Below are 24,091 nucleotides of genomic sequence, written 5' to 3'. Positions count from 1 at the left end.
ACTTTAAGTTAAAATTGACGTTAACCAAATATATGAATAAGCTATTAATAAACACACCGCAAAACGTAAATTTCGAATACAAGCTAGCTCCTGTTGGTACGCGTATTATAGCTTTTGCATTAGACTATGGTGTAATGCTATTGTATATATTTTCGGTTGTACTATTCTTAAGGTCAACTAATATTTTAGATGGTTTAGACAAATGGGCTTTATACGGCATCTATTCCTTGGTTTATTTACCAGTCTTTTTTTACACTATTGGTTGTGAGATGTTGCTAAACGGTCAGACTTTGGGAAAAAGAATTATGAAACTGAAAGTGGTTAAAATAGATGGCACACGCGCTACTTTCTATCAATACTTTATCCGTTGGGTGGCAAATGCAGTCGATATATTCTTAAGTATGGGTGGTGTTGGATTGACCTCTATTATTCTTTCACAAAAAGGCCAGCGATTGGGTGATATTGCTGCTGACACCACTGTAATAAGTCTCAAAGAAACGCTTAATTTGAAGCAAACTGTTTTTGAGGAACTCGCGAGCGAACATCAAATCGTATATCCTGAGGTGTATAAAATTTCCGACGAGGAGATTAATGAGATAAAAGATATTTACAATACCGGCTATCGTCGCAAAAATTATGAAATCATCAAAGCATTAGCTGCGCAGGTGGAATTAATGATTGGAAAAAAAAGTGAAGAACTGCCCGAGAAATTTGTGGCTCAAGTAATTCAAGATCATTATTACTCTTTCAAAGACAATTAAAATAGAAAATGCGACCTTTTGAGTCGCATTTTCTATTTTAGTAATATAATGTCATTATTCTGCAATAGAAGCAGAAGATGTTTGCGCTTGTCTATCTACTTTTTTCACTAAACCTTGCAACACATTTCCTGGACCAACTTCTACGAATGCTTCTGCACCGTCAGCTAACATATTTTGAACGGTTTGAGTCCAACGTACAGCGCCAGTTAATTGCGCGATTAAATTAGCCTTGATTTCTTGCGGATCTGTGTATGCTTTAGCATCCACATTTTGATAAATTGGACAAATAGGCGATTGAATGTTTGTCGCCTCGATCGCTGCTTGCAATTCAACTTTAGCTGGTTCCATTAATGGTGAGTGAAAAGCACCACCTACATTTAATTTTAAAGCACGTTTTGCGCCAGCTTCCGTTAATAAAGCACAAGCTTTATCTACACCTTCGATAGAGCCAGATATCACCAACTGACCAGGACAATTGTAGTTCGCTGCTACCACTACATCTTCTACTTGTGCACAAACTTTTTCAACGGTTTCATCATCCAAACCTAAAATCGCTGCCATCGTAGATGGTTGCAATTCACATGCTTTTTGCATCGCATTCGCACGTTGAGAAACTAATTTTAAGCCATCTTCGAAAGATAAAGCTCCTGCTGATACTAAAGCTGAGAATTCACCTAGAGAGTGACCTGCCACCATAGAAGGTTGGAATTTATCCCCTAATGCTTTTGCTAAAATCACGGAGTGCAAGAAAATAGCAGGTTGTGTTACGTTTGTTTGTTTAAGATCTTCGTCTGTACCATTGAACATGATATCTGTAATACGAAAACCTAAAATATCGTTAGCTTTCTCAAATAAAGCTTTCGTCTCTTCGTTAAGATTGTACAAGTCTTGACCCATTCCTACGAATTGAGCGCCCTGACCTGGGAAAATGTAAGCTGTTTTCATGACGACTTATTTTCTTGTTAAAGGTTATTATCAAATGGAAAATATTGGGCAAATATAACAATATTGTGCAAATGCTATTCTTCCTCTGGCACAAAGCTCAAGGAAGTCAATTTAGACTCGTCAAAGAATTCCGTAGAAAGTGCTAAAATATCATTTTCAGTCACCTCCTCAATTTTATCAAAAACCTCTTGTAGAGGAATGATTTTACCGTAATCAATGATATTTTTTGCTTCCGCAATAATCATACTCATACGATTTTCTTCCGCCAACGCGATTTGACCTTTGAATTTTTGCTTTGCTTGTTTTAATTGGTAAGCTGAAATCGGTCCATGTTTGAGTTTATTTAATTCTTTGAATACTAAAGAAACGGCCTTTTTCAATTTTTCTTCATCCGTACCCAAATAAATATTGAAGTGTCCGCAATCTGTATACATCGTGAAATTGGATTCAATCGTATATGCAATACCGTATTTTTCACGTATACCAAGATTTAATATCGAACTCATTCCAAATCCACCCAACATATTATTCAATAACAGCATAGCTGTTTTTCGTTCATCAAAAATACCGAAGGTTTTGATACCTAACATGTAGTGCGCTTGATTAATTGGTTTATCGATTACGATTTGTTGTCCAATATTTTCAAAAGTAACCTTATCTTGTCGGGTACGGCTATTGGATTTTATCTTTCCAAAGATCTTATTCCCAATACGTTCTACTTGAGCTAATGAATAATTACCTCCAATTGCGATAACGATTTCATGTGTATCGTAATTGCGCTGCATAAAATCTAAGATATCCTCCTTTTGCAAGGCCTTGAGATCATCTTCCAAACCTAGAATATTATGTCCTAATCCTGTTCCTTTGAATAATAAATCCTCAAAATCATCCATAATGGATTCTTCAGGACTATCCAAGTATGATGCCATTTCATCCAAAATAACACCTTTTTCTTTCTCGATTTCGTTCGCAGGAAAGGTAGAATGAAACAATACATCTTCAAAAAGATCCAAAGCACGCTCTAAATGTGGATTCAAAAATGAAGCGTGTAGACAAGTATATTCTTTAGTAGTGTACGCATTTAAATCCCCACCTACTTGCTCTAGACGATTCAAAATTTGGTTGGTGGAACGGCGCTCTGTACGTTTAAATAATAAATGTTCGATAAAATGTGCAACACCATATTTCCCTTCCTGTTCGTCACGAGCTCCCGCATTGACGATCATGCATGTATGAGTGATGGGTGAATTTTGGTAATGCAACAATATTCTGATACCATTATCCAATTGGATAAGATTGTATTCTTTCATTTAGTTATCTATTATTTAAATTGATTGCAAAACTACACAATAAAAACAAAAACGGCTGTAAGTTCTTACAGCCGTTTCGTTTATAGTATTTTCAAATTACATTCTTGGACGACGCATGCCACCTGGACCTTGCTCCTGTTGGAAAGGATTTACTCCAGAGAATTTTTGCAACTTGAACGTAAATGTCAACATAAAGTATCTAGCCAAACGATTTGTACGACTGTCTGTCAAGATTTCACCTACAGTACGGTTTACATTTGTTTGCTCATTTAATAAGTCAAAACCTTGTAAACGAATAGTACCACGTTGACCTTTTAGTAAACGTTGTTCAATATAGGTGTTGATAATAAATGGATTTACATTTGAAGAATATCCCTTATTAAACTCTTTTGAAAGATCTAACCCAAAAATAGTAGTTGGGGTAATATTAACTGAACCGATTATGTTAGGTGTAATTTTTGACGTATTACGATTATTTAAATCAATCAACGAAGAATTTGTAATCGTATAGTTGTAACGTACCCCAGGATTAATCTCTAAATTCTCAGATGGATTATATCTAAAGAATAGCATTTGATTGATTCCAATATTATCGGTAATATTTTTCTTGAACTCAAAATTCGTTAATTCAGAATTTTGATAAACAATACCCTTATTATAAGAGATACCTCCACCATACATTAAATTATATGTTTTTTCTTTCAATGATTTTCCATAGTGATAGAAAGAGTTGATAGAATAAACTGGTTCTGATTCGTTTTGATATCCTACTTCTTGAATTGCACCTAATCCCGCTTGTGTCGTGGTCTTGTTGTAAGAAACAATCTTATCATTTGTTAACTCAGCTCGTACCATCGCAAAGAAATTTGTTCCTTTTTGGAAATCTCCCGAACGGTATCTTAAATTCATAGAGTGTCTGAACTCTGGATCCAACTCAGGATTACCTATCGTTGTATAAGTTTCACTTGTTGACACTTCAAAAGGTAATATTTGAGTCACTGAAGGCTCGTTAGATCTACCTGAATATTGTAAAGTAATATTAGATTGTCTTGAGAATTTGTATTCAAAACGAGCAATCGGAATAAAGTTTAAGTTTTTACGATTTATTAGTTCTGTTGTCGACCCATTGAAAGCATCACCTTTCAAAGTAGATGGTTGAAGTGAAGCACCCAACGAATATTTAAATTTCTCTCCATCATACATATAGCTTGCGCCTACACGATGCGTGGTGAAAGCATAATCGTAATCATAATTATAATTCAATATTCCTGATGCAGAACTTCCTTCAGAAGCTAATAAATCTTGCTTATTATGATTGTCATAATCATTATTATTCCAATCGTAAGTTAATTCGATTTTACTTTTCTCTGTTAAGGGCTCTGTATAAGAAACAGAAGCTCCTGCATTCCAACTCTTATTGCTTACTTCACGATAAGTTTTTTCAAAAACGTCCGCAGCTGGAAGATTTAAATTATTAGGATCTGTCAACCAACGTTCCAATTCACGATTATATTCAGTTTCTGTTACAGCATTGTCATAGTTAAAATTGAAGAATAAGTTTCTTCCCTTATCGTTCAACTTACGATTATATAATCCCGAAAAATTATAACGAGGAGCAGTAGATTCATTAATTTCGTTAGTTACTTGATAATTACTAAAATCTCCACCAATCAATTGTCTTACTTGATCAAGATTGTCAATATTATTATTTCCAAAACCTAATTGAGGGGAAATTTTAATATAATCTCTATCTGTAATATTCCATTCTAAATTACCTTCAAATCGGTGATTTGCTCTAATGCTATTGTTTTCTTTATCCGAATCTTCTTCAATAGCTTCTGCTAAACGGTTTGTATAAGAATTACTTAATGTATTATTATCGTCTCTACCAAAAGAATAAGAACCATAAGCTTTCAATTTGTCAGAGAAATCATGACGTATATTAACCCCTATAGAACCAACATTCGTAATACCTTCAGAACCGCCAAACATTCCTCCGCCTTGACGACCTCCGCCTCCACCTTGACGTCCACGAGCTCCACCGCCCATAGAATTAAAGTCAAACAATGGTGCGTTCATATTATTAAGGTTACCCAAAACAGAAACTTGTGTTTTATCTTGTAATCCCATCCACATACCTGTAGCTTGGTAACGTTCTTCAGTACCACCACCTACACGTATTGTCGACATATATCCTTTATTATATTGAGGATCAATTTGGATATTCAAAACTTTTGTAGACTCTCCTGATTTATTACCTGTGATATTAGCCATATCACCGTAGTCGTCTACAATTTGCATTTTTTCAATGATGTTCGCAGGTAAATTTTGAGTAGCTGTTTTGACATCACCACCAAAGAAATCTTTACCGTTGATACGAACACGTGTTACTTGCTCTCCTTGAGCAGTCACATTACCGTCCTTATCGACATCAACACCTTGCAATTTTTTCAAAGCATCTTCAGCAACAGATCCTTCTCTTAATTTAAGGTCCTTCATTGCATATTCTACTGTATCACCTTTTACTTGAACAGTAACCACACCCGCTACTACGACTTCTTCGATCATATTCGCTACTGGTGTCAATTGGATAGTAGGAACCAACATACGAGATTCTCCCGCAGGGAAAGTATACTCTTTTTCGAATGGTTCGAATCCTAAACTTGCGATTTTGATTTTAAAATTATCTGCTTTCACATTGTTGAAAGTGTAGATACCTCCAACCGAAGAACTTGTACTTAACGTATCTGTCGCAGATATGAATTGAACAGTAGCTCCTGATACAATTCTTGATAATGAATCACGCAACAATCCTTGCACAATTTTGTTGGACTGAGCCTGTGAGCTTAGGCTCAAACTCATAAAAAATACAGCTATTAAAGCGCTATAAAACCTCATATTTAATGTGTGTAACTTATTTCTATTTTATCGTATCAATAACCCAAATTTCAGTATCTCCCTTATACGGATTTTTAAGTGTATTTTGCATCATCGGTCGCCCCATCATCCCATAACCATAAGGCGAATACATATTATTATTTCTCTTTCTTGCATTCTCTGCTGCTTTTTTAAGCATAGCAAATTGCGTGTTAATTCCCAAATGAACAGCTATTTGATTCGATTTCACTCCAACTAAATCCAACGGAATCTTCGCCTCATAAACTAAACATTTATTACTGTCCACTTGTACTTTTGCTTGTATTCCGTAGTCATTGTCTAATGCTAGAACTCCATCTCTTACTCTTCCAAAACCTGTTAAATAATAACCATTAACATTATTCAAGAGCTCTTGTTCAAATTTTTTTTGATCCATTTCCTCATCGTTGGCAATAGCGCGTTTACGCTCTCTATCCCAATAAGGAAAATTTAACCTCGCTCCATCTTTCTTTTTCTCATCGTAACTGATGTCTACAAAAAGCCCGCCACGAAAAGCTTCTCTTTGTAACTGAAGATCTTTGACAACAATAGCAACAATCAATTCATTGTTTTGTTCAGTTATCCCAAATGACCAAAAATCATCGGCTACTGCGTTCAAATTGCCGCCCCAATCTTCTACATTTGCATCAATGGTTAGGTCGTTAGTTCTTGCGAAAGAATAGTTGACTTTTTTGTTTTTCTGTGCAAATGATATAATTGGCAGTAAAAAACATATCAGAAGAAAAGTTAGTTTGTTCATCAATTTTCCTACTTATTGTTACATTTGCTTTAGACACCATCAAAAAGGGATGGTTTAAAATGCGATACAAAAAAAAGAATAACTTATTGTATCCTATACAATTTTTTCACATATCACAGAGAAGTTACATATTATCTAAGCATGTTACTATCACATTTTCAAGAAGATTTAATCGAAGCCGGTTGCGATGAAGCGGGAAGAGGGTGTTTGGCAGGACCTGTTTTTGCAGCCGCCGTTATATTCCCAAAAGGATATTATAATCCTATCTTAAATGATTCCAAGAAGCTTTCGGAGAAAAAAAGAATGGAACTTCGTCCAATTATTGAACGTGATGCTTTGGCTTTTGCTGTCAAACCTGTGAGTCCTCAAGAAATTGATAAAATCAATATTCATAATGCTTCTTACAAAGCAATGCATTTAGCACTAGATGCCCTGCATATACGACCTGAACTATTATTGATCGATGGTAATAGGTTCATTCCTTATCCAAATGTTGCACATCAGTGCATTATCAAAGGAGATGGCAAATACCTTTCAATTGCTGCTGCTTCTATTTTAGCAAAGACTTATCGGGATGATTATATGACAGAACTAGGAAAGGAATTTCCACGTTACGATTGGGCAACAAATAAAGGCTATCCAACGGTAAAACATCGAAATACTGTCCTGGAATTAGGTTTTACACCGCATCACCGTAAAACATTTACAGTAAGCAAACCACAACTCACATTATTTTAATATAAAAATTAAGGGCTTTTCGAATGAAAAGCCCTTAATTTTTATGCTGTTTTTTGTTTCTTTCTATAAGTTAAGAATATTCCCGCTGCTAAGCCTAATACGAGAACAATCGATCCAATTAAGGAAATAATATTGCTTACTTTCACTATTGGAGGATCAAATACAAATTCTACTTTGTGATTTCCTCCTGGTAATTGCAACGCACGAAGAATATAATCTGCTCTCAAAATTGGAACTTCTTCCCCATCAACATATGCTTTCCAACCTTTATCGTAGTATACTTCTGAGAATACCGCAAACACATCATTCGGTGCTGAGTATTCATATTCCATTTTGTCTGGGTGATACGAAGTCAATTTGATTGTAGCATTATTCGCTAAGCGAAGACGCTTCTCATCAATTTTGCTTTTGAATTCTTCGTGTACAAAAGCTTCTTTCGAAGGATCAAAGCTATTGATCGCTTGCATCTCCTGATTGTTATCTTTTACAAAAGTTACTTTATCTACAAACCAAGCATTACCAGCTGCTGTGGAGCGTCTTTGAATACGATCTACATTATTCTGAGGATCTTTTGTAATCAGATAACGCACATTAAACATATCCAACACATCTTCATTAATTGCTCCATTAAACTGGTGCTCTAATATTTCTTGGAAACGCATCAACTTAGCTGCGTGATAACCACCTAAACTTTTGTGGAAATAAGAAGCTTTGGCATCTGAGAAAGGATTAGTTGTTAAATCCAACACACGGTAGCTTGGATCTTTATCAATTTTAACTAATTGATCTACTTCTCTCTCTTCAATAGGTCTATTTAACGAAGACTTATCAACGAAAGTATCATTATTTAAATAACGCTTATCTACAGTCCATAAATCAACCAAAGTAACTACACCAATTACTACAATTAAAGCAGTAGAAGATAATTTTTTCTTGATGAAAGCAAAGACAAGAGCAAAGACAAGAACCACAATAAAGAACGATCGCCATGCATCAGCTGAAGCCAAATCCGCTCTATCTTTTACTAAGGCATCCGCCAATTGATTCGCCATACCTGCATCACCAGTTTGCTGACCAAGCATTGCTACGAAATTTTGATGTTCTGAATTTTTTAAATCCAAAATACTTGGCATTACTGCAACAATCAAACAAATCGCAGCTACAGCACCAAAACTGTAAAGAACTTTTTTGTCCAAATCTACGATTTCATCCTTCCGTGTAATAAGCTCATGAACTGCTAAAACCGCTAATAATGGAATTAAAATAGATGGAATAATTAAGATGGACTCCACAGCTCTGAACTTGTTGTACATCGGGAAATAATCGAAGAACAAATCAGAGATTAGTGTAAAATGCTTACCAAATGACAATAGTAAAGTTAAAACTGTAGCCGCCAGAATCCACCATTTAAGTCTATCCTTTACAATAAATAACCCTAAAATAAACAGAGCAAAAACGCCTACTCCAAAGTACCACGGACCTGAAGTAAATGATTTTTCTCCCCAATATGTGGGTAAATATTGTGTAAATGGTAAAGCTTGATTTGCTGGGACACCTATGCTTGTCAAGTATTTGTACGAATTAGATTTTTCGTCCAATACGCCATTTGATTTACCACCGTACGCATTAGGAATAATAAAAGTTAAATTCTCTCCAATTCCTTGGCTCCAAGCGTAGGCATATTCTTTATCCAAACCTCCAGTAGTGCCGCCATCCTCCGTTTTAGAAATATTGGCTTTGCCACGTGTAGTTAATTTACTGTATTCGTAAGTTGGGAATAAAACAGTTGCATTAACAGCAACAGCGACTAACACAGCTCCTACCTGAACAGCCGTATTTTTTGCAAATTCTGGCAATTTTTTATCGCGAATTGCGTAATAAAATTCAAATCCAACGTATACTAATAATGCAATAAACAAGTAATAGGTCATCTGAACGTGATTGGTTCGGATTTCTAATGCCAAGAATAAGGCTAGCAATATCGAACCCCAAAACTTATTACCGCGATAACACATGATAACCGCACCAATAATCGGAGCTAAATAGGCAATTGCATAGGCTTTATTAACGTGTCCCGCTTCGATATAAATGAAATTATAAGATGAAAAGGTAATAGCAATCGCTCCTACAGCAGCTAACCATGGTTTGATACGCAATACACTTAACAAGAAATAGCCGCCTAGTAAATAAATTAAAATAATATCCGCAGGTAATGGGAATATAGCTTTAATGCCATTGCTGATGTATGTGGCAACATTATAAGTATGGTGATACCAGATTTGAAATGTTGGCATACCGCCAAACATAGAATTTGTCCATTGTGGAGCTTTTCCATCCTGAGCTTTAAAATCAAAAAGCTCTTTCTGGCTTCCCATAGCTTGCACTACGTCATGTTGTGAAAGTGCCTTTCCTTGCCATACTGGCGAAAAGTAGAAAAACACCAATGCAAAAAATATTGCAATAACGATTAAGTGTGAGGAATTTTGCTTAAACCAATTTTTCATGAATAATTTAGCGGTTATTTTTTTATGTCAAAGTCCAAAAATATAGAATTGATTTTAATAATTACGCTGTGTTCTATATTAATTTCCTTTTTCAATCAACTTTTTAATATCGGACAATTCTCCGAAAAGAACTAACAAGTCATTTTCACGTAGTACTGTATCCGATTTAGCAATACCCGAAGCTTCTTTGTGCAGGCCATCGGAGACTTTGACGGTAGTCAGCACGATCACTTTATATTTGTTTGTCAGATTTGCTTCCTGCAATGTCATACCGACATATTTATTTGGAACTTTAGTTTCGATAATAGAATAACGATCTGAAACTTTGAATGAATCGACAATATCTATATTGTCCAAACGCATAGCTAATCGTTCGGCAGCCTCTTCTTCAGGCATAATATACTCGTCGATTTGCATGGCTTCCATTACAGTACGTTGTAAATCAGAAACGACACGACCGATTATACGTTTTACGCCAAGTTGTTTGACCAAAGCAGTAGTCATCAAGGAAGAGCCTTCATCTTCTCCAATTGCCACCACAAGCGCATCACAGTCCTTTAACGGCAAAGAACTAACAGCTTCGCGATCAGTAGTATCCAGACACACAGTATGTGTGATTTTATCTTTTAATTGCTCGACAATTTGAATGCTTTTGTCCGCTGCTATTACTTCGTGACCTAATTCAGTCAAATGTATAGCTAATGAACGACCAAAATGCCCCAACCCTAATACGATATATTTCATCTTAAAATCAATTTTGAAAGCTAAAACATTAGCTTTTCAGTAGGATAAATATAACTTTTGTTTTTAGTATTCTTAATAAATGCAACCAATAAGGTAAGCATACCGACACGGCCGACAAACATGGTGACAATGATAATGAATTTGCCTGCTGCACTTAGAGATTGTGTTACGCCCATACTTAATCCACAAGTCGTATAAGCTGAGACAGACTCAAATAACAAGGGAATCATTTCCTTATCTGGATCGGTTACATTCAATAAAATAAAGGAAAATGTAATGGTCAACACCGATAGAATAATGATAGCAAAGGCTTTATTGATGGACTCAGAAGCGATTTTTCTTCTAAAAATTTCGATTGAATCTTTTCCTCTTGCCAAGGCAATAATATTCATAAAAGCTAAAGCTATAGTCGTTACTTTTACACCGCCACCTGTCGAGCCTGGCGCTACACCAATCCACATTAGCGTTGTAATCATGATGAGCGTAGGAATATTGACAAAACTAATATTCACGCTATTGAATCCTGCAGAGCGCGATGCATTCGCCATAAAAAATGAAGTCACCCATTCCCCCACTGCGCTTTTATCCTCGGATAAAGTAAATTTTTGTTCCATCAAGTAATAAGATACCGTTGCTAAAAAGAGAACAATCATATTACACAACACGATGAATTTAGTATTGAATGAAAATTGCTGCGCTTTATGTTTAAAGGGTCTTTTTTCTACGATAGCACTAAACAAAGCTTTTAATTGGGATTTGACATAGGTATAGAAATTATAAACTGTTCCGAATCCCATTCCCCCTAAAACAAAAATCAATGCTAAGACGATTTGAAAGCCATAATTAAATCTATAGTTTATGTTTCCAATACCATCCTGAAGAATTGTAAATCCCGAATTACAAAAAGAGGAAATCGAATGAAAAACAGAAAAGAAAACCTGTTGTCCGACATTGTCAAAATGAGCCGAATCCAATGAAAAGAAAATAAAGGCCGCGCCTATGAATTCGAATAGTAAAGTAATAGAAATAATGGTCAACAAGGTGGAAATCACAGAATTCAATTTATTCTCGCCTAAAATCTCTCCAAACATTAATTGATTTTTGAAAGAAAACCCTCCCGAGAAGAAATATCCAAAAAAACCTGTAAAAGTCATGATTCCCAAACCACCAACTTGAATAAGCACCATAATGACACTTTGACCAAATAAAGAAAAATTTGTAGAAATATCCGAAACGGTAAGACCTGTAATGCAGACAGCACTTGTTGCCATAAATAAGGCATCCATAAAACTCAATGGCGCATGCAAAGTCGTTCTTGGCAACATCAAAAGCAAAGTGCCTATCAAGATTAACCCAATAAAACTGATAACAAATAATATGGTAGGATTGAAGTAGAAATTGTCGAAAAATAAACTGCTTTTAGAGAGTTCGGAGAGAAAAATAACTCCAATCCCAAAATACATCCATTCTTCCCTTGCGAAGTAAGCTAAAAAACTCCATCCGCTTAATCTCGCCAACATAATGAAAGTCAAACAAGCGACCACGACAACACCAGAATATTGCGAAACATTGATACGTCTACTTGCATAAATAGACGAGCCCGTACGGATTAATTCCAGCAGAAATAATCCATAAAACATGCAAAAAATAGATTTTTTGGTATATATAGCCACATCAGGGTTGGTAATGTAGCCCACATGGACAATAACGGTAAGCGCACAGATCATACTTACATAGAACATGATCTTGTCGACTATACCTTTGCGATAGCGGAAAACAAATTTTAGAAAACTTGCAATGGATTCCATCTTACAAACATAGTAATATACTTCGCTTTATAAGCACTTACTGTTCAGAATCCTCTTCGGATTTATCTTTTTTCTTGAAAAGTCCTTTGATAAAATTGCCTGTTTTTTTGCCAACCTCTTTAGCTCCTTCGACTATATCCTTTCCTTTCTCCACCACCTTTTTCCCTGTGTCAGCAGCTCCCATCAATCGGGCTTCTCTTTCTTCACTAATACCCGCACATTGTTTTATCCCGTCCAATAAGCTTTGCCATAAGGTTTTGAAAAAAGTATGCTCAGGCACACGTGTATAATTTACCTTAGCGACTGTATAGACACCTTTTTTATCGGGATTACTATCATTGATTAAAAGCTCATTAATCAAGAAAGAAACGACCTTTTTAGAGGATTGTTCGCCATTTTCATCCTTCTTCTTATTTAGTAGGCTGATCTTTAGGTCATCATAATCAAATCGAAAATCACCCCAGTTTTTATGGTCGGTACCTTCCATGTTGAAAGCCACTTTTTTGATATTGCCTGAAGCAATTTCCACATTCAATAAAGGAGTCAATATGCGATTAAAGGCAGTAGCTTTCATGCTTCCTACCGTACCACTATAAGTATGATAGCCTGTTTTACTCAACATGTCAAACCCAAATTTTGCATGTATATTGCCCGAATTCATAATCTTAGCCCGTAGATCAGCTCGCATAAATTTATCTTTTTTAAGAGCTGTTATGTCATTGGTCACATTCGTAATCAATCCATTTACGCCATTAAAACTAATGGAGCCTTCTCTAAAATACTTCCCACTCATCTCATGGTAAACTAAGGATACGTTATCAACCACCACCGTATCTAAGCGCAAGAGTTTTTTGAGTTTCAACAATTTTTGGTGCGGAGATTGACCAATTTTAATGATAGGATATTTAGGATAACGCTTGTCAGCGTGCAGATCCACCGAACCATTTTTCAACTGTACTTTCCAAGCTATAGTCTGCTGATAATCAATTAAAGCTTGAAAATTCAAACGTTCCACGCGCAACGTGTCAAATTTGAGTTCGGCCATTGTTACATTTTGCTTTTTATGCTTGTAGAAATTAGCCTTACTCATTTTTGGCCTAAAATCAACGCCAGTCATTAAGAGGTTCTGATCGCGCGTATTAATTTTTAACCCTTTAAATTTAGCTCGATAAAATCCATCAGGCAGATCATACTCAAAATTGGGAATTTCCACATCCACCATCTTCGTATAGTACAATCTTGAAGTGTCACGCAGCGACGTTTCATCAATCAAGACATCATGAACTTTAATTTTCACTTTTTCAAAATTAAAATTGCTCATGTTGCCTTCCTCATACTTAGTATACTTGAATTTTACATTATCAATATCGATTTCTCGTACATTAATAGAGGTAAATACTTCTTTTACACTTTCGTACAAGGTCTTTTTGGGCTCTGTACGTACAGTATCATTGAACTCGTGATACTCACTCATTAAATGAATGCTAGGATCTTCAAAAGAAATAGACTTAATGTTGAGTTTTTTATTCGAAAGTACATCCATCAAATTGAAACGACGGATTTTCAGCTTACTTAGCTTAATATGAAAACGATTATTTGGAGCTTCTTTGGTCCGAATGAGCTGCTGATAAATAGCAGAATCAGGAATCAATTCAGCATTATAGAGTGTTGCATTTCCCAAACCTATATTTAAATCCAAATCGTTATAATGAAGAGAATAAAGACCATTGGTAGAATTTTGGACTATTTCTTTAAGTTTTGTTTCTACGATTGGCTTCCAATTACGGCTGTAATACCAGATTACAGACACAAGGACAACAATGATAGTGACGATTACCCCAATAACCCATTTCCAAACTGGCCTCATAAAAAATGCTTTGAATATTGATTAAAAATAAAAACAATATTCAAAGCATTTTGTTTCGTTGCTCTAGCTGTTTAGCTTCGGTTGTCGTCGTTATTGTACATACTGATGTAGCTTTCGTAACGTGAAGGTTCAATTGCACCTTCTTCAACAGCTTCTAAAACTACACATCCAGGTTCATTTATGTGCACACAATTATTGAATCTGCATTTATTCAAAAACGCACGCATTTCAGGGAAGAAATGCGAAAGTTCTTTCTTTTCTATATCGACGATCCCTAGCTCTCGAATACCTGGCGTATCGATTAATTTTCCCCCGAAAGGTAAATCAATCATTTCGGCAAAAGTTGTGGTGTGCTTTCCTTTATCGGACCAATCGGAAATATTACCCGTTTTCAATGATGCATTCGGCACTATACTATTAATCAAAGTTGATTTCCCTACGCCTGAATGACCTGAAACTAAGGTTACTTTATCTTTCAAAAGATTAATAATCTGATCAATATTAATTCCTTTAGCTGCAGAGACTTCATAACAAGTGTAGCCAATATTTTCGTATATAGACTTATATTCCGCTAGGATTTCTAATCCTTCATCGCTAAACAAATCTAATTTGTTAAAAACCAAAATTGCAGGAATATCATAAGCTTCTGCTGTCACCAAAAAACGATCAATAAATCCTAAAGATGTCGGAGGAGACGCCAATGTAACCACTAGAATGGCCTGATCCAGATTAGCCCCAATAATTTGGGTTTGCTTAGAAAGGTTAACTGATTTACGAATAATGTAATTCTTTCTAGGTTCCAAATCCGTAATAACAGCCGTATCTTGATCCATTTCCAACTCAATATTCACCCAGTCTCCTACCGCAATTGGATTCGTCGTCTTGATGCCTTTCGTTCTAAATTTCCCTTTAATACGGCAATCATACTGCTTTCCTTGTTCATCCTGCACCTGATACCAACTACCAGTAGATTTAATAACTAGTCCTCTCATGCTGTATATTGCGCTATTACCTTGATTTGTACGATCATCTTACAAAAGTGGCAAAAATTTGTTAATATCACCCTTATTGATTTTATTACCTTTGTAAGAACACATAAAAATATATTAGGTGAAAAAACTATTTCTACTAGACGGAATGGCTCTAATTTATAGAGCTTACTTTGCGCTGAGCAAAGTGCCTCGTTTGACTTCATATGGGCTGAATACAGGTGCAATTTTAGGCTTTACAAATACATTATTGGATGTGTTGAGAAATCAAAAACCTACGCATCTTGCCGTGGTATTTGATACCGCAGCACCTACTAATCGCCATATTGAATTCGAAGCATACAAAGCGCATCGTCAGGAAATGCCTGAAGATTTGGCAAAATCCATTCCTTATGTGTTCAAACTGATCGAAGGTTTTAACATTCCATTGATTACCAAAGATGGCTATGAAGCCGATGATATTATCGGGACATTGGCAAAAAAAGCGGAGCAAGAAGGTTTCACGGTGTATTGTATGACTCCAGACAAAGATTTCGGCCAATTGGTCTCAGATAATATTTTTATATACAAACCAGCTCGCATGGGCAATGGGGCTGAAGTACTTGGCGTACCCGAAATTTTAGAAAAATGGGAGATCACCGATGTATCGCAGGTGATAGATATTCTTGGATTATGGGGTGATGCTGTAGATAATATCCCTGGGATCCCAGGCATTGGTGAAAAAACAGCAAAAAAATTAGTTCAAGAATTTGGGTCTGTCGAAGGATTAATTGCTAATGCAGATAAATTAAAAGGCAAACAACAAGAAAACGTAATTAAATACGCTGAACAAGGTCTTATTTCTAAAAAATTAGCGACTATACTATTAGACGTTCCTGTAGAATTAGAAGAAGAAAAACTTCAAATTATTGACCCTAATAAAGAAATTTTAGAACCATTATTTGCTGAATTAGAGTTTAGAACGTTAGGCAAACGCGTATTTGGTGAGGATTTCACCGTAGTAGACAATAATAAACCTGCTACTGCGCAAATGGATTTATTTTCTTCACCTAATCCACTACCAGAAAATATTCTGCAAGAGGAAGCTGAAGTACCTGCTTCAGCGGCAAACAACATCCATAATACAAAACACGAATATATTTTAGTAGATCAGCCTTCTTCCATTCAAGCTTTAGCAGAGGACCTAGGAAAACAAAATATCTTTTGTTTCGATACAGAATCCACTGGCTTGGATGCATTGACTGCGGAGATTGTTGGTTTATCTTTTTCTTATGAAGAAGGAAAAGCTTATTATGTACCCACACCTGCAGATTCAGTACAAGCTCAAATTATAGTTGATATTTTAAAACCTATTCTAGAAAATCCTAAGATCAAAAAAGTAGGTCAAAACTTAAAATACGACATTCTTTTATTGGCAAAATATGGAATAAAAGTTCAAGGCGAGATTTTTGACACCATGCTTGCGCATTACCTGATTGATCCAGATACACGCCACGGCATGGATATCCTCGCAGAAACTTATTTAGGTTACACACCTGTTTCCATCACCGAGTTGATCGGAGGCAAAGGTAAAAACCAAGGGAACATGCGTGATGTCGAAATCGAAAAAATCAAAGAATACGCTTCAGAGGATGCAGATATTACATGGCAATTGTACCAACGTTTATCTCCTCTTTTGATCGAAACCAAAACGGATGAATTAGCACAAAAAGTAGAATTTCCACTGGTGTATACTTTAGCAGAGATTGAGAAAAATGGAGTGAAAATCGATGTGGATACGCTCAAAGCTTTTTCGGAATCTTTGGAAAAAGATATCTCAGCATTAGAAAATAACATTTACGAAAAAGCAGGAGTAAAATTTAATATTGCCTCCCCAAAACAACTAGGAGAAGTATTATTCGACAAACTTCTGCTCGACCCAAAAGCTAAGAAGACTAAAACTGGTCAATACAAAACTGGTGAAGATGTCCTGTTAGCCTTAGCGCACAAATCGGATATTGTTCAAGATATTTTAGATTTCCGCCAATACCAAAAACTAAAATCAACTTACGTAGATGCCCTTCCGACATTGATTAATCCGAATACAGGTCTAATTCATACTTCCTACAATCAGGCTGTAGCGGCAACTGGGCGATTAAGTTCAACAAATCCTAATTTGCAGAACATCCCTATTCGTACCGAAAAAGGACGCGAAGTACGCAAGGCATTTATACCACGTTCTCCAGATCATGTCTTACTTTCTGCCGATTATTCACAAATCGAATTGCGCATCATGGCGGAGTTAAGTCAAGATGAAAATATGCTGGAAGCATTTACTTTAGGTCACGATATCCACAAAGCAACAGCCGCAAAAGTCTATGGTGTCTCCTTGGATGAAGTGACTTCAGATCAGCGACGTAACGCCAAAGCAGTCAATTTCGGAATTATTTATGGACAATCTGCTTTTGGTCTTTCTCAAAGTTTAGGTATTCCACGTCGTGAAGCTGCAGATATTATTGATCAGTATTTTAATCAATACCAAGGCATTAAACAATATATGTCAAAAGCCGTAGAATTCGCGAAGGAAAAAGGTTATGTCGAAACGATCATGAAACGTCGTCGTTATTTGCGTGACATCAATTCGGCAAACATGACGGTAAGAGGTTTTGCAGAGCGAAATGCTATTAATGCACCAATACAAGGCTCCGCAGCCGACATGATCAAAGTAGCGATGATTAACATTCAAAATGACATCACTACCCAAGGTCTTACAGGCAAAATGATTATGCAAGTACATGATGAGTTGGTTTTTGACGTCCCAAAACACGAAATAGATTCATTTAAAAATATTATATTAGAAAGAATGAAATCGGCTATCCCAATGCGCGTACCTATTGAAGTAGAAATTGGTGAAGGCACAAATTGGCTTGAAGCTCACTAATTTTATTCCATACCATGTTTAAAAAATTGTGTGTGTCACTTATACTTTGCTTAATTACCTTTTTTGTGCCAGCACAAGAAATGCAGTTTAGTGAGCCTGTAAACAAAGAATATACACGATTTTTTTATGATGATAATTATTATTTAGTAGACAAATACTGCGAATTCAAAGCCATTGAACGAGTAGCACAATTTGACACTATAACACAAAAATTTAGTGGGGAATTCAAGGATTTCAATTTGAAGGGAAAATTAATTCTCCATGGCTTTTACAAAGATGGACTTAAACATGGAAACTTCACAGCCTATCACCCAAATGGACAAATCAAATGGGAATCAACTTTTGTAGATAATGCGGAAATTGGTCTTTGGAAATATTATTATCCGGACGGCAAACCTATGCTAATAATTTCCCTGGAAGATAATGATTTCAAATTTTTACATTTTTGGAATACATTAGGCGAACATAAAATCCAAAATGGAGTAGGTATATACGATATAAACCTTCCATTAATAGGATTTACAGATCACGGCTATACAACTTACAATACTCAGGGAGCGATTTTGAATGGTAAACCTAGCGGTACATGGACAACCTCTTTCAATCTTGAGGGCAAAAAAAAGAAATTGTTACCCGTGCTTACAGAAACCTTTTCGCAAGGCCAGAGGACTGCCATGGTCCTAAATCCAGATCTTCAATCTTATTATATCCCTCTAGAAGATTTTCATATAGTTCCTTCAGATATTTTTGCAAGAGCAGAATTTTTTATTCCCCACAATTGCACATTCGACCAATACAGTGGATTTCATCACTTTATAACAAGAATATTCAACCACCATCTGCGAACCATAAGGTTTGAAAATTTAAGTAAGACTCTACAATACAAAGTGCAGTATACTATTAACTCGAAAGGTACTCCACTTCAAATTGAAACTTTAAACTATCCCGATGATGTCCCAAATTATGTGCAGGAAAATATAATCTCTATATTTAGTAAAATTCAATACTTTATACCATCTATTTCTCAAGGTGTGCCCATTGATGATAAAGTCACTTTGATTAGTGATTTTTTGATCCGAGATGGTAAAGCCACCCTAGGATCTTTAAAAATTCTAAGAGAAAACGGAGAATAGCTGGGGGATTTTATAGTAAAATATAATCATGAAAAAGCTCTATTTACTTTTTACTTTTTTCTTACTTGTTATTACATCCTTTGCACAGGAGATAATATATAGGGAATCTTTAAATAACGGATATACCAGATTTTTTTATGATGATAATTATTATTTAGTGGATAAAGACTGTGAGTTTAAAGCTATTGAACGTGTTTCTCAATACGATACAATATCATTTAAATTTAATGGGGAATTTAAAGACTTTCTTCCCAGCGGACGCCTGATACTACATGGTGCTTATAAAAATGGGCTCAAGCATGGCATTTATAAAGCTTATCACCTCAATGGCCAATTAAAATGGGAAACCAATTATGTGGACGGAAAAGAATCAGGGGAATGGAAATATTATTATCCTGACGGCAAACCATTACTTGTATTATCCTTGGCAGAAGATGGCTTTAAAATATTATCCTTTTGGGATAAAAATGGCAATCAGAAAGTTGCCAATGGAAATGGGCAGTATGAAATGACATTTCCTGTTAAAGGGTTTACAGATCATGGCTTTACTGCTTATCGTCGACACGGAAAAGTGGCCGACGGCAAACCTGACGGAATTTGGTATATTAATTTCATCACAAACCCTAAAAAAAATACGGAGGAAAATATATTTAGAGAAATCTTTGAGAACGGAGAAAGAATATCTATAAGCCGGAACACAGATTATGTGGACTATTTTATTCCATACGATGATTTTTTGCTTGTCCCCTCAGATTTTTTTAGCAGAGCTGAACATTTTGTAGTACATCCTTGCACGTTTGATGAGTATAGTGGATTCACCACGTTCTTATCCAAAATGTTTAATTATTACCTAGCAGATGAGAGTTTTTCGATTCCAGATACCAGTTTTAATTATCAAGTCAAATATTCTGTTACAAATAAAGGTGCACCAACTGCCATAAAGCCCATATCCGAGTTGAATGATTGGCCTAGAAGTGAAAAAAATAAACTTCAGGATGTGTTCGAATCAGTAGTGTATTTTATTCCTTCTATGTTAGAAGGGAAGCCGATAAAAGATAACATCACTTTAAGCGGAGATTTTCAAATTATAAAGGGTACAGCAATATTAAAATACTTAAATATAGAAAGAGAAAAAGGTCAATAGTATATTATTTGACACAGTTGCTTATATTTGCACAAAACAGGTATTGAATGAAATTTCATAAAGAAGGATACACAAGCTTAGCATTAGTTGTTCTATTTATTTTTATTATCAACGCTACGGCTGATTATTTTGATGCAAATCAATTTGTTAAATGGTTTCTATACCTTTTATCAGCATTCTTATTTATCACCATCGTTCAGTTTTTTCGTAGCCCTAAAAAATTAATCACATTGGACGAAAATGCAGTCCTCTGTCCTGCAGATGGAAAAGTTGTAGTAATAGAAGAGACAGAAGAAACGGAATATTTTAAAGATAAAAGATTGCAGGTATCAATCTTTATGTCTCCTACCAACGTACACGTAAACCGCAATCCAATTTCGGGAATTGTCTCTTATTTTAAATATCATCCAGGTAAGTTTTTAGTGGCTTGGCATCCTAAATCTTCCACTGAAAATGAAAGAACAACTGTGGTAGTCAAAAAACCTAATGAAGTTGAGGTGTTATTTCGTCAGATCGCAGGAGCTTTAGCACGTAGAATCGTATGGTATGTAAAAGAAGGAGATAATGTACAACAGGGAGAAGAATTTGGTTTCATAAAATTCGGCTCACGTGTAGATGTATTTTTGCCAATAGGTACTAAGATAACTGTAAATATCGGGGAAAAGGTTGTTGGTGGTAAAACAGTTATTGCTCGTTTTTAATACTATCTTAACATTAAATAAGTAATTTAGCTTCATTAACATGAAGCTTTTTTATGAACTTTAGACTGCTAGTTTTTTACATTTCAGCTGCTATCGCTCTTTCGCTAGCTAGTTTAAGCTATTTCTATGTACAGAAATGGCATCAGGCTTTATTGATCTTATTTGTGTCGATGGTCATAAGTTTTATTTTACTTACCAATATCCTGCACCATCATATTCACAATCGAATAAGCAATATTTATAAATTAATTCGAAGCCTGAAGCTCGGCAAAGACATGAAAGTAGTTTTGGCAGAGCACGCGAGTGAAGATCCAATTTTGAGCACTGAAAAAGAAGTACGTGAATGGGCCATTCAAAAATCTTCTGAGATAGATCAACTCAAAGCCCAAGAAAAATTCCGCAGAGAATTTCTTTCTAACATATCACACGAGTTTAAGACTCCGTTATTTGCCATTCAAGGTTATATTGAGACACTTAAAGATGGTATGATGGAAGATGATATTGATATGGCAACCAATTTTTTAAACAAAGCATCCAAAAATATTGATCGCCTAACGTATCTCATAAATGATTTGGATGAGATTTCTAAGCTTGAAACGGGTCAAATTTCTATTCATATTGAAAAATTTGACATAGTAGAACTCATATTAGAAACTGTTGATCACCTAATTGATAAGGCTAAAAAACAAAATATCGAAATCATTGTTGACTTAAAGAACACGCATCCAGTTTTTGTGAAAGCAGATAGGCAACGTATTCAACAAGTTATAATCAATTTAATAGATAATTCTATCAAATACGGCAAAGAAGGAGGAAAAACTAAAATAAACATCTACCCCCTTTTGGACCAAATCCTTATAGAAGTTACTGATAATGGGCAAGGAATTGAAGAAAAGAACCTGACACGGGTGTTCGAACGATTCTTCCGAACAGATAAAAGTAGATCCCGTGAAATAGGTGGATCAGGCCTTGGCCTTTCCATTGTAAAACATATTATTGAGGCCCATCAGCAAACCGTACATGCACGTAGCACAGAAGGAATAGGGACTACTTTTGGGTTCACTCTCGAAAAAGCAAAATCTGCTTTATAAGTTTTTGCTACGAATTAACATTAACTTAACATTAACATTATACTTTTGGCTAAAATATAATTATATGTCACTAAACAGTATTTTCCAGTACTTTGTACCAAAGGACAAAAAATTTTTCCCTCTTTTCGAACAAGCAGGTGCAAACTTGATCGACATGGCTAAGCTTTTAAAAGAATGTGTGAATAGCACAAATATTGAAGAAAGAAAAGCGTTGTCAAAAAGATTAGAAGATCTTGAACATGTGGGCGATAATATAACACATCAAATTCACCTAGAATTAGGTCGTAATTTTATTACTCCATTCGATAGAGAAGATATACACGCATTAGCAAGCTCATTAGACGATGTCGCGGACTTTATTCACGGCGCATCGAATCGCATTCAATTATACAAAGTAGAAAAACCTACTGAACCTATGGTTGAATTGACGGACTTAATTCTAGAAGCCACAGAGCATGTCGCTAAAGCTTTGTATGAATTAAAAGACTTAAAAAACATACGCAACATTACAGACTCTTGTGTACGTATAAATAGCGTAGAAAATAAAGCAGATTATATATTTGACAAGGCTGTTGCGGATTTATTCGAATACGAAACTGATGCAATTTCTTTAATTAAAAACAAAGAAGTGCTATCCGCAATGGAAGATGCTACAGACAAATGTGAAGATGTAGCAAATGTATTAGAAAGTATTCTTGTTAAGAATGCCTAATCAGCTTATTTAATCTACTTTACTAAATTAATATTATGATATCAACATTATTAATTGTGGTCATTGTATTGGCAATCGCATTTGATTACATTAATGGTTTTCATGATGCAGCCAACTCAATTGCTACTGTTGTATCTACCAAAGTTCTTACACCCTTCATGGCCGTACTTTGGGCTGCTCTATTCAATTTTGCCGCATACTTTTATTTTACCGATCACAAAGTTGCCAATACTATTGCAAAAACAGTATTAGAGGAATATATTACTCTCGAAGTGATTTTTGCTGGCTTGGTAGCAGCCATTTCATGGAATCTATTCACTTGGTATTATGGTATTCCATCCAGTTCTTCCCACACGTTAATTGGTGGTTTTGCAGGATCGGGAATGGCATATGCATTCTTTCTTGGTGCCAACCCCATAGAAGCAATTAATGTGAGTGCAACTATGAAAATTATATCTTTTATAGTGTTAGCCCCAGTTATCGGTATGACTATTTCGATAATCATTACCTTAATTATTATTAACATAGCTAGAAATACTCGACCAAGGGTGGCTGAAAAATGGTTTAAAATTCTTCAACTAATCTCATCAGCGGGTCTAAGTTTCGCTCATGGTGGAAATGATGCTCAAAAGGTAATGGGTATAATTTTTGTTGCTATGATTGCGGGAGGATCAGCGTCATCAGGTGAACAAATGCCAGAATGGATTCCAATATCTTGTTATGCTGCAATTGCATTAGGTACAATGAGTGGCGGATGGAAAATCGTGAAAACCATGGGTAGCAAAATTACTAAAGTAACGCCATTAGAAGGTGTAAGTGCCGAAACTGCTGGTGCTGTTACTTTAGGGATTACTGAACATTTTGGTATTCCTGCCTCTACAACACATACTATCACGGGATCTATTATTGGTGTAGGAGTTGTAAAAAGAGTTTCGGCAGTTAGATGGGGAGTTACGATCAGCCTTTTATGGGCATGGATTTTGACTATTCCCGTTAGTGCCCTTCTAGGAGGATTAACTTTGGCTATAATACATTATATATTATAGGA

Annotated in this window: 18 protein-coding genes; 9 read left to right on the top strand and 9 right to left on the bottom strand. The window is 35.6% G+C overall.

Annotated features, from left to right (window positions below):
• Nucleotides 1-32 precede the first annotated feature (32 nt).
• Nucleotides 33-761: an RDD family protein gene (locus G5B32_RS10065; RefSeq protein WP_165291416.1), complete on the top strand. Its 729-nt coding sequence runs from the start codon at nucleotides 33-35 to the stop codon at nucleotides 759-761.
• 54 nt (nucleotides 762-815) lie between these two features.
• Here the strand turns inward: G5B32_RS10065 and fabD are convergent, their stop codons facing one another.
• The 4 genes from fabD to G5B32_RS10045 form a co-directional block, all read right to left on the bottom strand.
• Entirely contained in the window at nucleotides 816-1,706 is an 891-nt protein-coding gene (gene fabD / locus G5B32_RS10060; RefSeq protein WP_165291415.1) for an ACP S-malonyltransferase, read from the bottom strand.
• A gap of 74 nt (nucleotides 1,707-1,780) precedes the next feature.
• Entirely contained in the window at nucleotides 1,781-3,016 is a 1,236-nt protein-coding gene (locus tag G5B32_RS10055) for a M16 family metallopeptidase (RefSeq protein ID WP_165291414.1), read from the bottom strand.
• Between the two features lie 96 nt (nucleotides 3,017-3,112).
• A complete protein-coding gene (locus G5B32_RS10050; RefSeq protein WP_240899047.1) occupies nucleotides 3,113-5,878 on the bottom strand; it encodes an outer membrane beta-barrel protein in 2,766 nt (921 codons plus the stop codon).
• 58 nt (nucleotides 5,879-5,936) lie between these two features.
• On the bottom strand, nucleotides 5,937-6,692 hold the full coding sequence (locus tag G5B32_RS10045; RefSeq protein ID WP_165291412.1) for a hypothetical protein: 756 nt from the start codon (nucleotides 6,690-6,692) through the stop codon (nucleotides 5,937-5,939).
• A 141-nt stretch (nucleotides 6,693-6,833) separates the two neighbouring features.
• Here G5B32_RS10045 and G5B32_RS10040 point away from each other — a divergent pair, with 141 nt between their 5' ends.
• On the top strand, nucleotides 6,834-7,430 hold the full coding sequence (locus G5B32_RS10040; protein ID WP_165291411.1) for a ribonuclease HII: 597 nt from the start codon (nucleotides 6,834-6,836) through the stop codon (nucleotides 7,428-7,430).
• A gap of 41 nt (nucleotides 7,431-7,471) precedes the next feature.
• Here the strand turns inward: G5B32_RS10040 and G5B32_RS10035 are convergent, their stop codons facing one another.
• From G5B32_RS10035 to rsgA, 5 genes are all read right to left on the bottom strand, one after another.
• Nucleotides 7,472-9,934, bottom strand: coding sequence for a YfhO family protein (locus tag G5B32_RS10035; RefSeq protein ID WP_165291410.1), 2,463 nt, complete (start codon nucleotides 9,932-9,934; stop codon nucleotides 7,472-7,474).
• Nucleotides 9,935-10,012: 78 nt separating this feature from the next.
• Nucleotides 10,013-10,678 carry a potassium channel family protein gene (locus G5B32_RS10030; RefSeq protein ID WP_165291409.1) on the bottom strand — a complete coding sequence of 222 codons (666 nt, stop codon included), beginning with the start codon at nucleotides 10,676-10,678 and terminating at the stop codon, nucleotides 10,013-10,015.
• Nucleotides 10,679-10,698: 20 nt separating this feature from the next.
• Nucleotides 10,699-12,486: a TrkH family potassium uptake protein gene (locus tag G5B32_RS10025; protein WP_206366871.1), complete on the bottom strand. Its 1,788-nt coding sequence runs from the start codon at nucleotides 12,484-12,486 to the stop codon at nucleotides 10,699-10,701.
• Between the two features lie 37 nt (nucleotides 12,487-12,523).
• A complete protein-coding gene (locus G5B32_RS10020; RefSeq protein ID WP_165291408.1) occupies nucleotides 12,524-14,353 on the bottom strand; it encodes a hypothetical protein in 1,830 nt (609 codons plus the stop codon).
• Nucleotides 14,354-14,424: 71 nt separating this feature from the next.
• Nucleotides 14,425-15,345 (bottom strand): ribosome small subunit-dependent GTPase A, encoded by a 921-nt coding sequence (gene rsgA / locus G5B32_RS10015; protein WP_165291407.1) that lies wholly within the window; start codon nucleotides 15,343-15,345, stop codon nucleotides 14,425-14,427.
• 118 nt (nucleotides 15,346-15,463) lie between these two features.
• Here rsgA and polA point away from each other — a divergent pair, with 118 nt between their 5' ends.
• The 7 genes from polA (at nucleotide 15,464) to G5B32_RS09980 (ending at nucleotide 24,089) form a co-directional block, all read left to right on the top strand.
• Complete coding sequence (gene polA / locus G5B32_RS10010) at nucleotides 15,464-18,262, top strand: DNA polymerase I (RefSeq protein WP_165291406.1); 2,799 nt, start codon at nucleotides 15,464-15,466, stop codon at nucleotides 18,260-18,262.
• A gap of 32 nt (nucleotides 18,263-18,294) precedes the next feature.
• Entirely contained in the window at nucleotides 18,295-19,395 is a 1,101-nt protein-coding gene (locus G5B32_RS10005; protein ID WP_206366870.1) for a toxin-antitoxin system YwqK family antitoxin, read from the top strand.
• Nucleotides 19,396-19,423: 28 nt separating this feature from the next.
• The gene (locus tag G5B32_RS10000) at nucleotides 19,424-20,539 is read left to right on the top strand and encodes a toxin-antitoxin system YwqK family antitoxin (RefSeq protein WP_165291404.1); all 1,116 of its coding nucleotides are present in this window, start codon (nucleotides 19,424-19,426) and stop codon (nucleotides 20,537-20,539) included.
• 47 nt (nucleotides 20,540-20,586) lie between these two features.
• Complete coding sequence (locus tag G5B32_RS09995) at nucleotides 20,587-21,240, top strand: phosphatidylserine decarboxylase family protein (RefSeq protein ID WP_165291403.1); 654 nt, start codon at nucleotides 20,587-20,589, stop codon at nucleotides 21,238-21,240.
• A 53-nt stretch (nucleotides 21,241-21,293) separates the two neighbouring features.
• Nucleotides 21,294-22,331 (top strand): sensor histidine kinase, encoded by a 1,038-nt coding sequence (locus tag G5B32_RS09990; RefSeq protein WP_165291402.1) that lies wholly within the window; start codon nucleotides 21,294-21,296, stop codon nucleotides 22,329-22,331.
• A 64-nt stretch (nucleotides 22,332-22,395) separates the two neighbouring features.
• Entirely contained in the window at nucleotides 22,396-23,043 is a 648-nt protein-coding gene (locus G5B32_RS09985; RefSeq protein WP_165291401.1) for a DUF47 domain-containing protein, read from the top strand.
• Nucleotides 23,044-23,078: 35 nt separating this feature from the next.
• Entirely contained in the window at nucleotides 23,079-24,089 is a 1,011-nt protein-coding gene (locus tag G5B32_RS09980; RefSeq protein WP_165291400.1) for an inorganic phosphate transporter, read from the top strand.
• Nucleotides 24,090-24,091: the final 2 nt, after the last annotated feature.

It is taken from the genome of Sphingobacterium sp. SGL-16 (genome assembly GCF_011043515.1).
In the GTDB taxonomy this organism is placed as follows: domain Bacteria; phylum Bacteroidota; class Bacteroidia; order Sphingobacteriales; family Sphingobacteriaceae; genus Sphingobacterium; species Sphingobacterium litopenaei.
The sequence above is the reverse complement of the archived record's forward strand: the minus strand, read 5'-3'. Positions and strand labels throughout refer to the sequence as shown.

What these genes read in the sequence shown, in the direction of transcription:
- G5B32_RS10065 (WP_165291416.1), top strand. Translation starts at nt 33, where the DNA reads ATGAATAAGCTATTAATAAACACACCGCAAAACGTAAATTTCGAATAC.
- fabD (WP_165291415.1), bottom strand. Translation starts at nt 1,706, where the DNA reads ATGAAAACAGCTTACATTTTCCCAGGTCAGGGCGCTCAATTCGTAGGA.
- G5B32_RS10055 (WP_165291414.1), bottom strand. Translation starts at nt 3,016, where the DNA reads ATGAAAGAATACAATCTTATCCAATTGGATAATGGTATCAGAATATTG.
- G5B32_RS10050 (WP_240899047.1), bottom strand. Translation starts at nt 5,878, where the DNA reads ATGAGTTTGAGCCTAAGCTCACAGGCTCAGTCCAACAAAATTGTGCAA.
- G5B32_RS10045 (WP_165291412.1), bottom strand. Translation starts at nt 6,692, where the DNA reads ATGAACAAACTAACTTTTCTTCTGATATGTTTTTTACTGCCAATTATA.
- G5B32_RS10040 (WP_165291411.1), top strand. Translation starts at nt 6,834, where the DNA reads ATGTTACTATCACATTTTCAAGAAGATTTAATCGAAGCCGGTTGCGAT.
- G5B32_RS10035 (WP_165291410.1), bottom strand. Translation starts at nt 9,934, where the DNA reads ATGAAAAATTGGTTTAAGCAAAATTCCTCACACTTAATCGTTATTGCA.
- G5B32_RS10030 (WP_165291409.1), bottom strand. Translation starts at nt 10,678, where the DNA reads ATGAAATATATCGTATTAGGGTTGGGGCATTTTGGTCGTTCATTAGCT.
- G5B32_RS10025 (WP_206366871.1), bottom strand. Translation starts at nt 12,486, where the DNA reads ATGGAATCCATTGCAAGTTTTCTAAAATTTGTTTTCCGCTATCGCAAA.
- G5B32_RS10020 (WP_165291408.1), bottom strand. Translation starts at nt 14,353, where the DNA reads ATGAGGCCAGTTTGGAAATGGGTTATTGGGGTAATCGTCACTATCATT.
- rsgA (WP_165291407.1), bottom strand. Translation starts at nt 15,345, where the DNA reads ATGAGAGGACTAGTTATTAAATCTACTGGTAGTTGGTATCAGGTGCAG.
- G5B32_RS10000 (WP_165291404.1), top strand. Translation starts at nt 19,424, where the DNA reads ATGAAAAAGCTCTATTTACTTTTTACTTTTTTCTTACTTGTTATTACA.
- G5B32_RS09995 (WP_165291403.1), top strand. Translation starts at nt 20,587, where the DNA reads ATGAAATTTCATAAAGAAGGATACACAAGCTTAGCATTAGTTGTTCTA.
- G5B32_RS09990 (WP_165291402.1), top strand. Translation starts at nt 21,294, where the DNA reads ATGAACTTTAGACTGCTAGTTTTTTACATTTCAGCTGCTATCGCTCTT.
- G5B32_RS09985 (WP_165291401.1), top strand. Translation starts at nt 22,396, where the DNA reads ATGTCACTAAACAGTATTTTCCAGTACTTTGTACCAAAGGACAAAAAA.
- G5B32_RS09980 (WP_165291400.1), top strand. Translation starts at nt 23,079, where the DNA reads ATGATATCAACATTATTAATTGTGGTCATTGTATTGGCAATCGCATTT.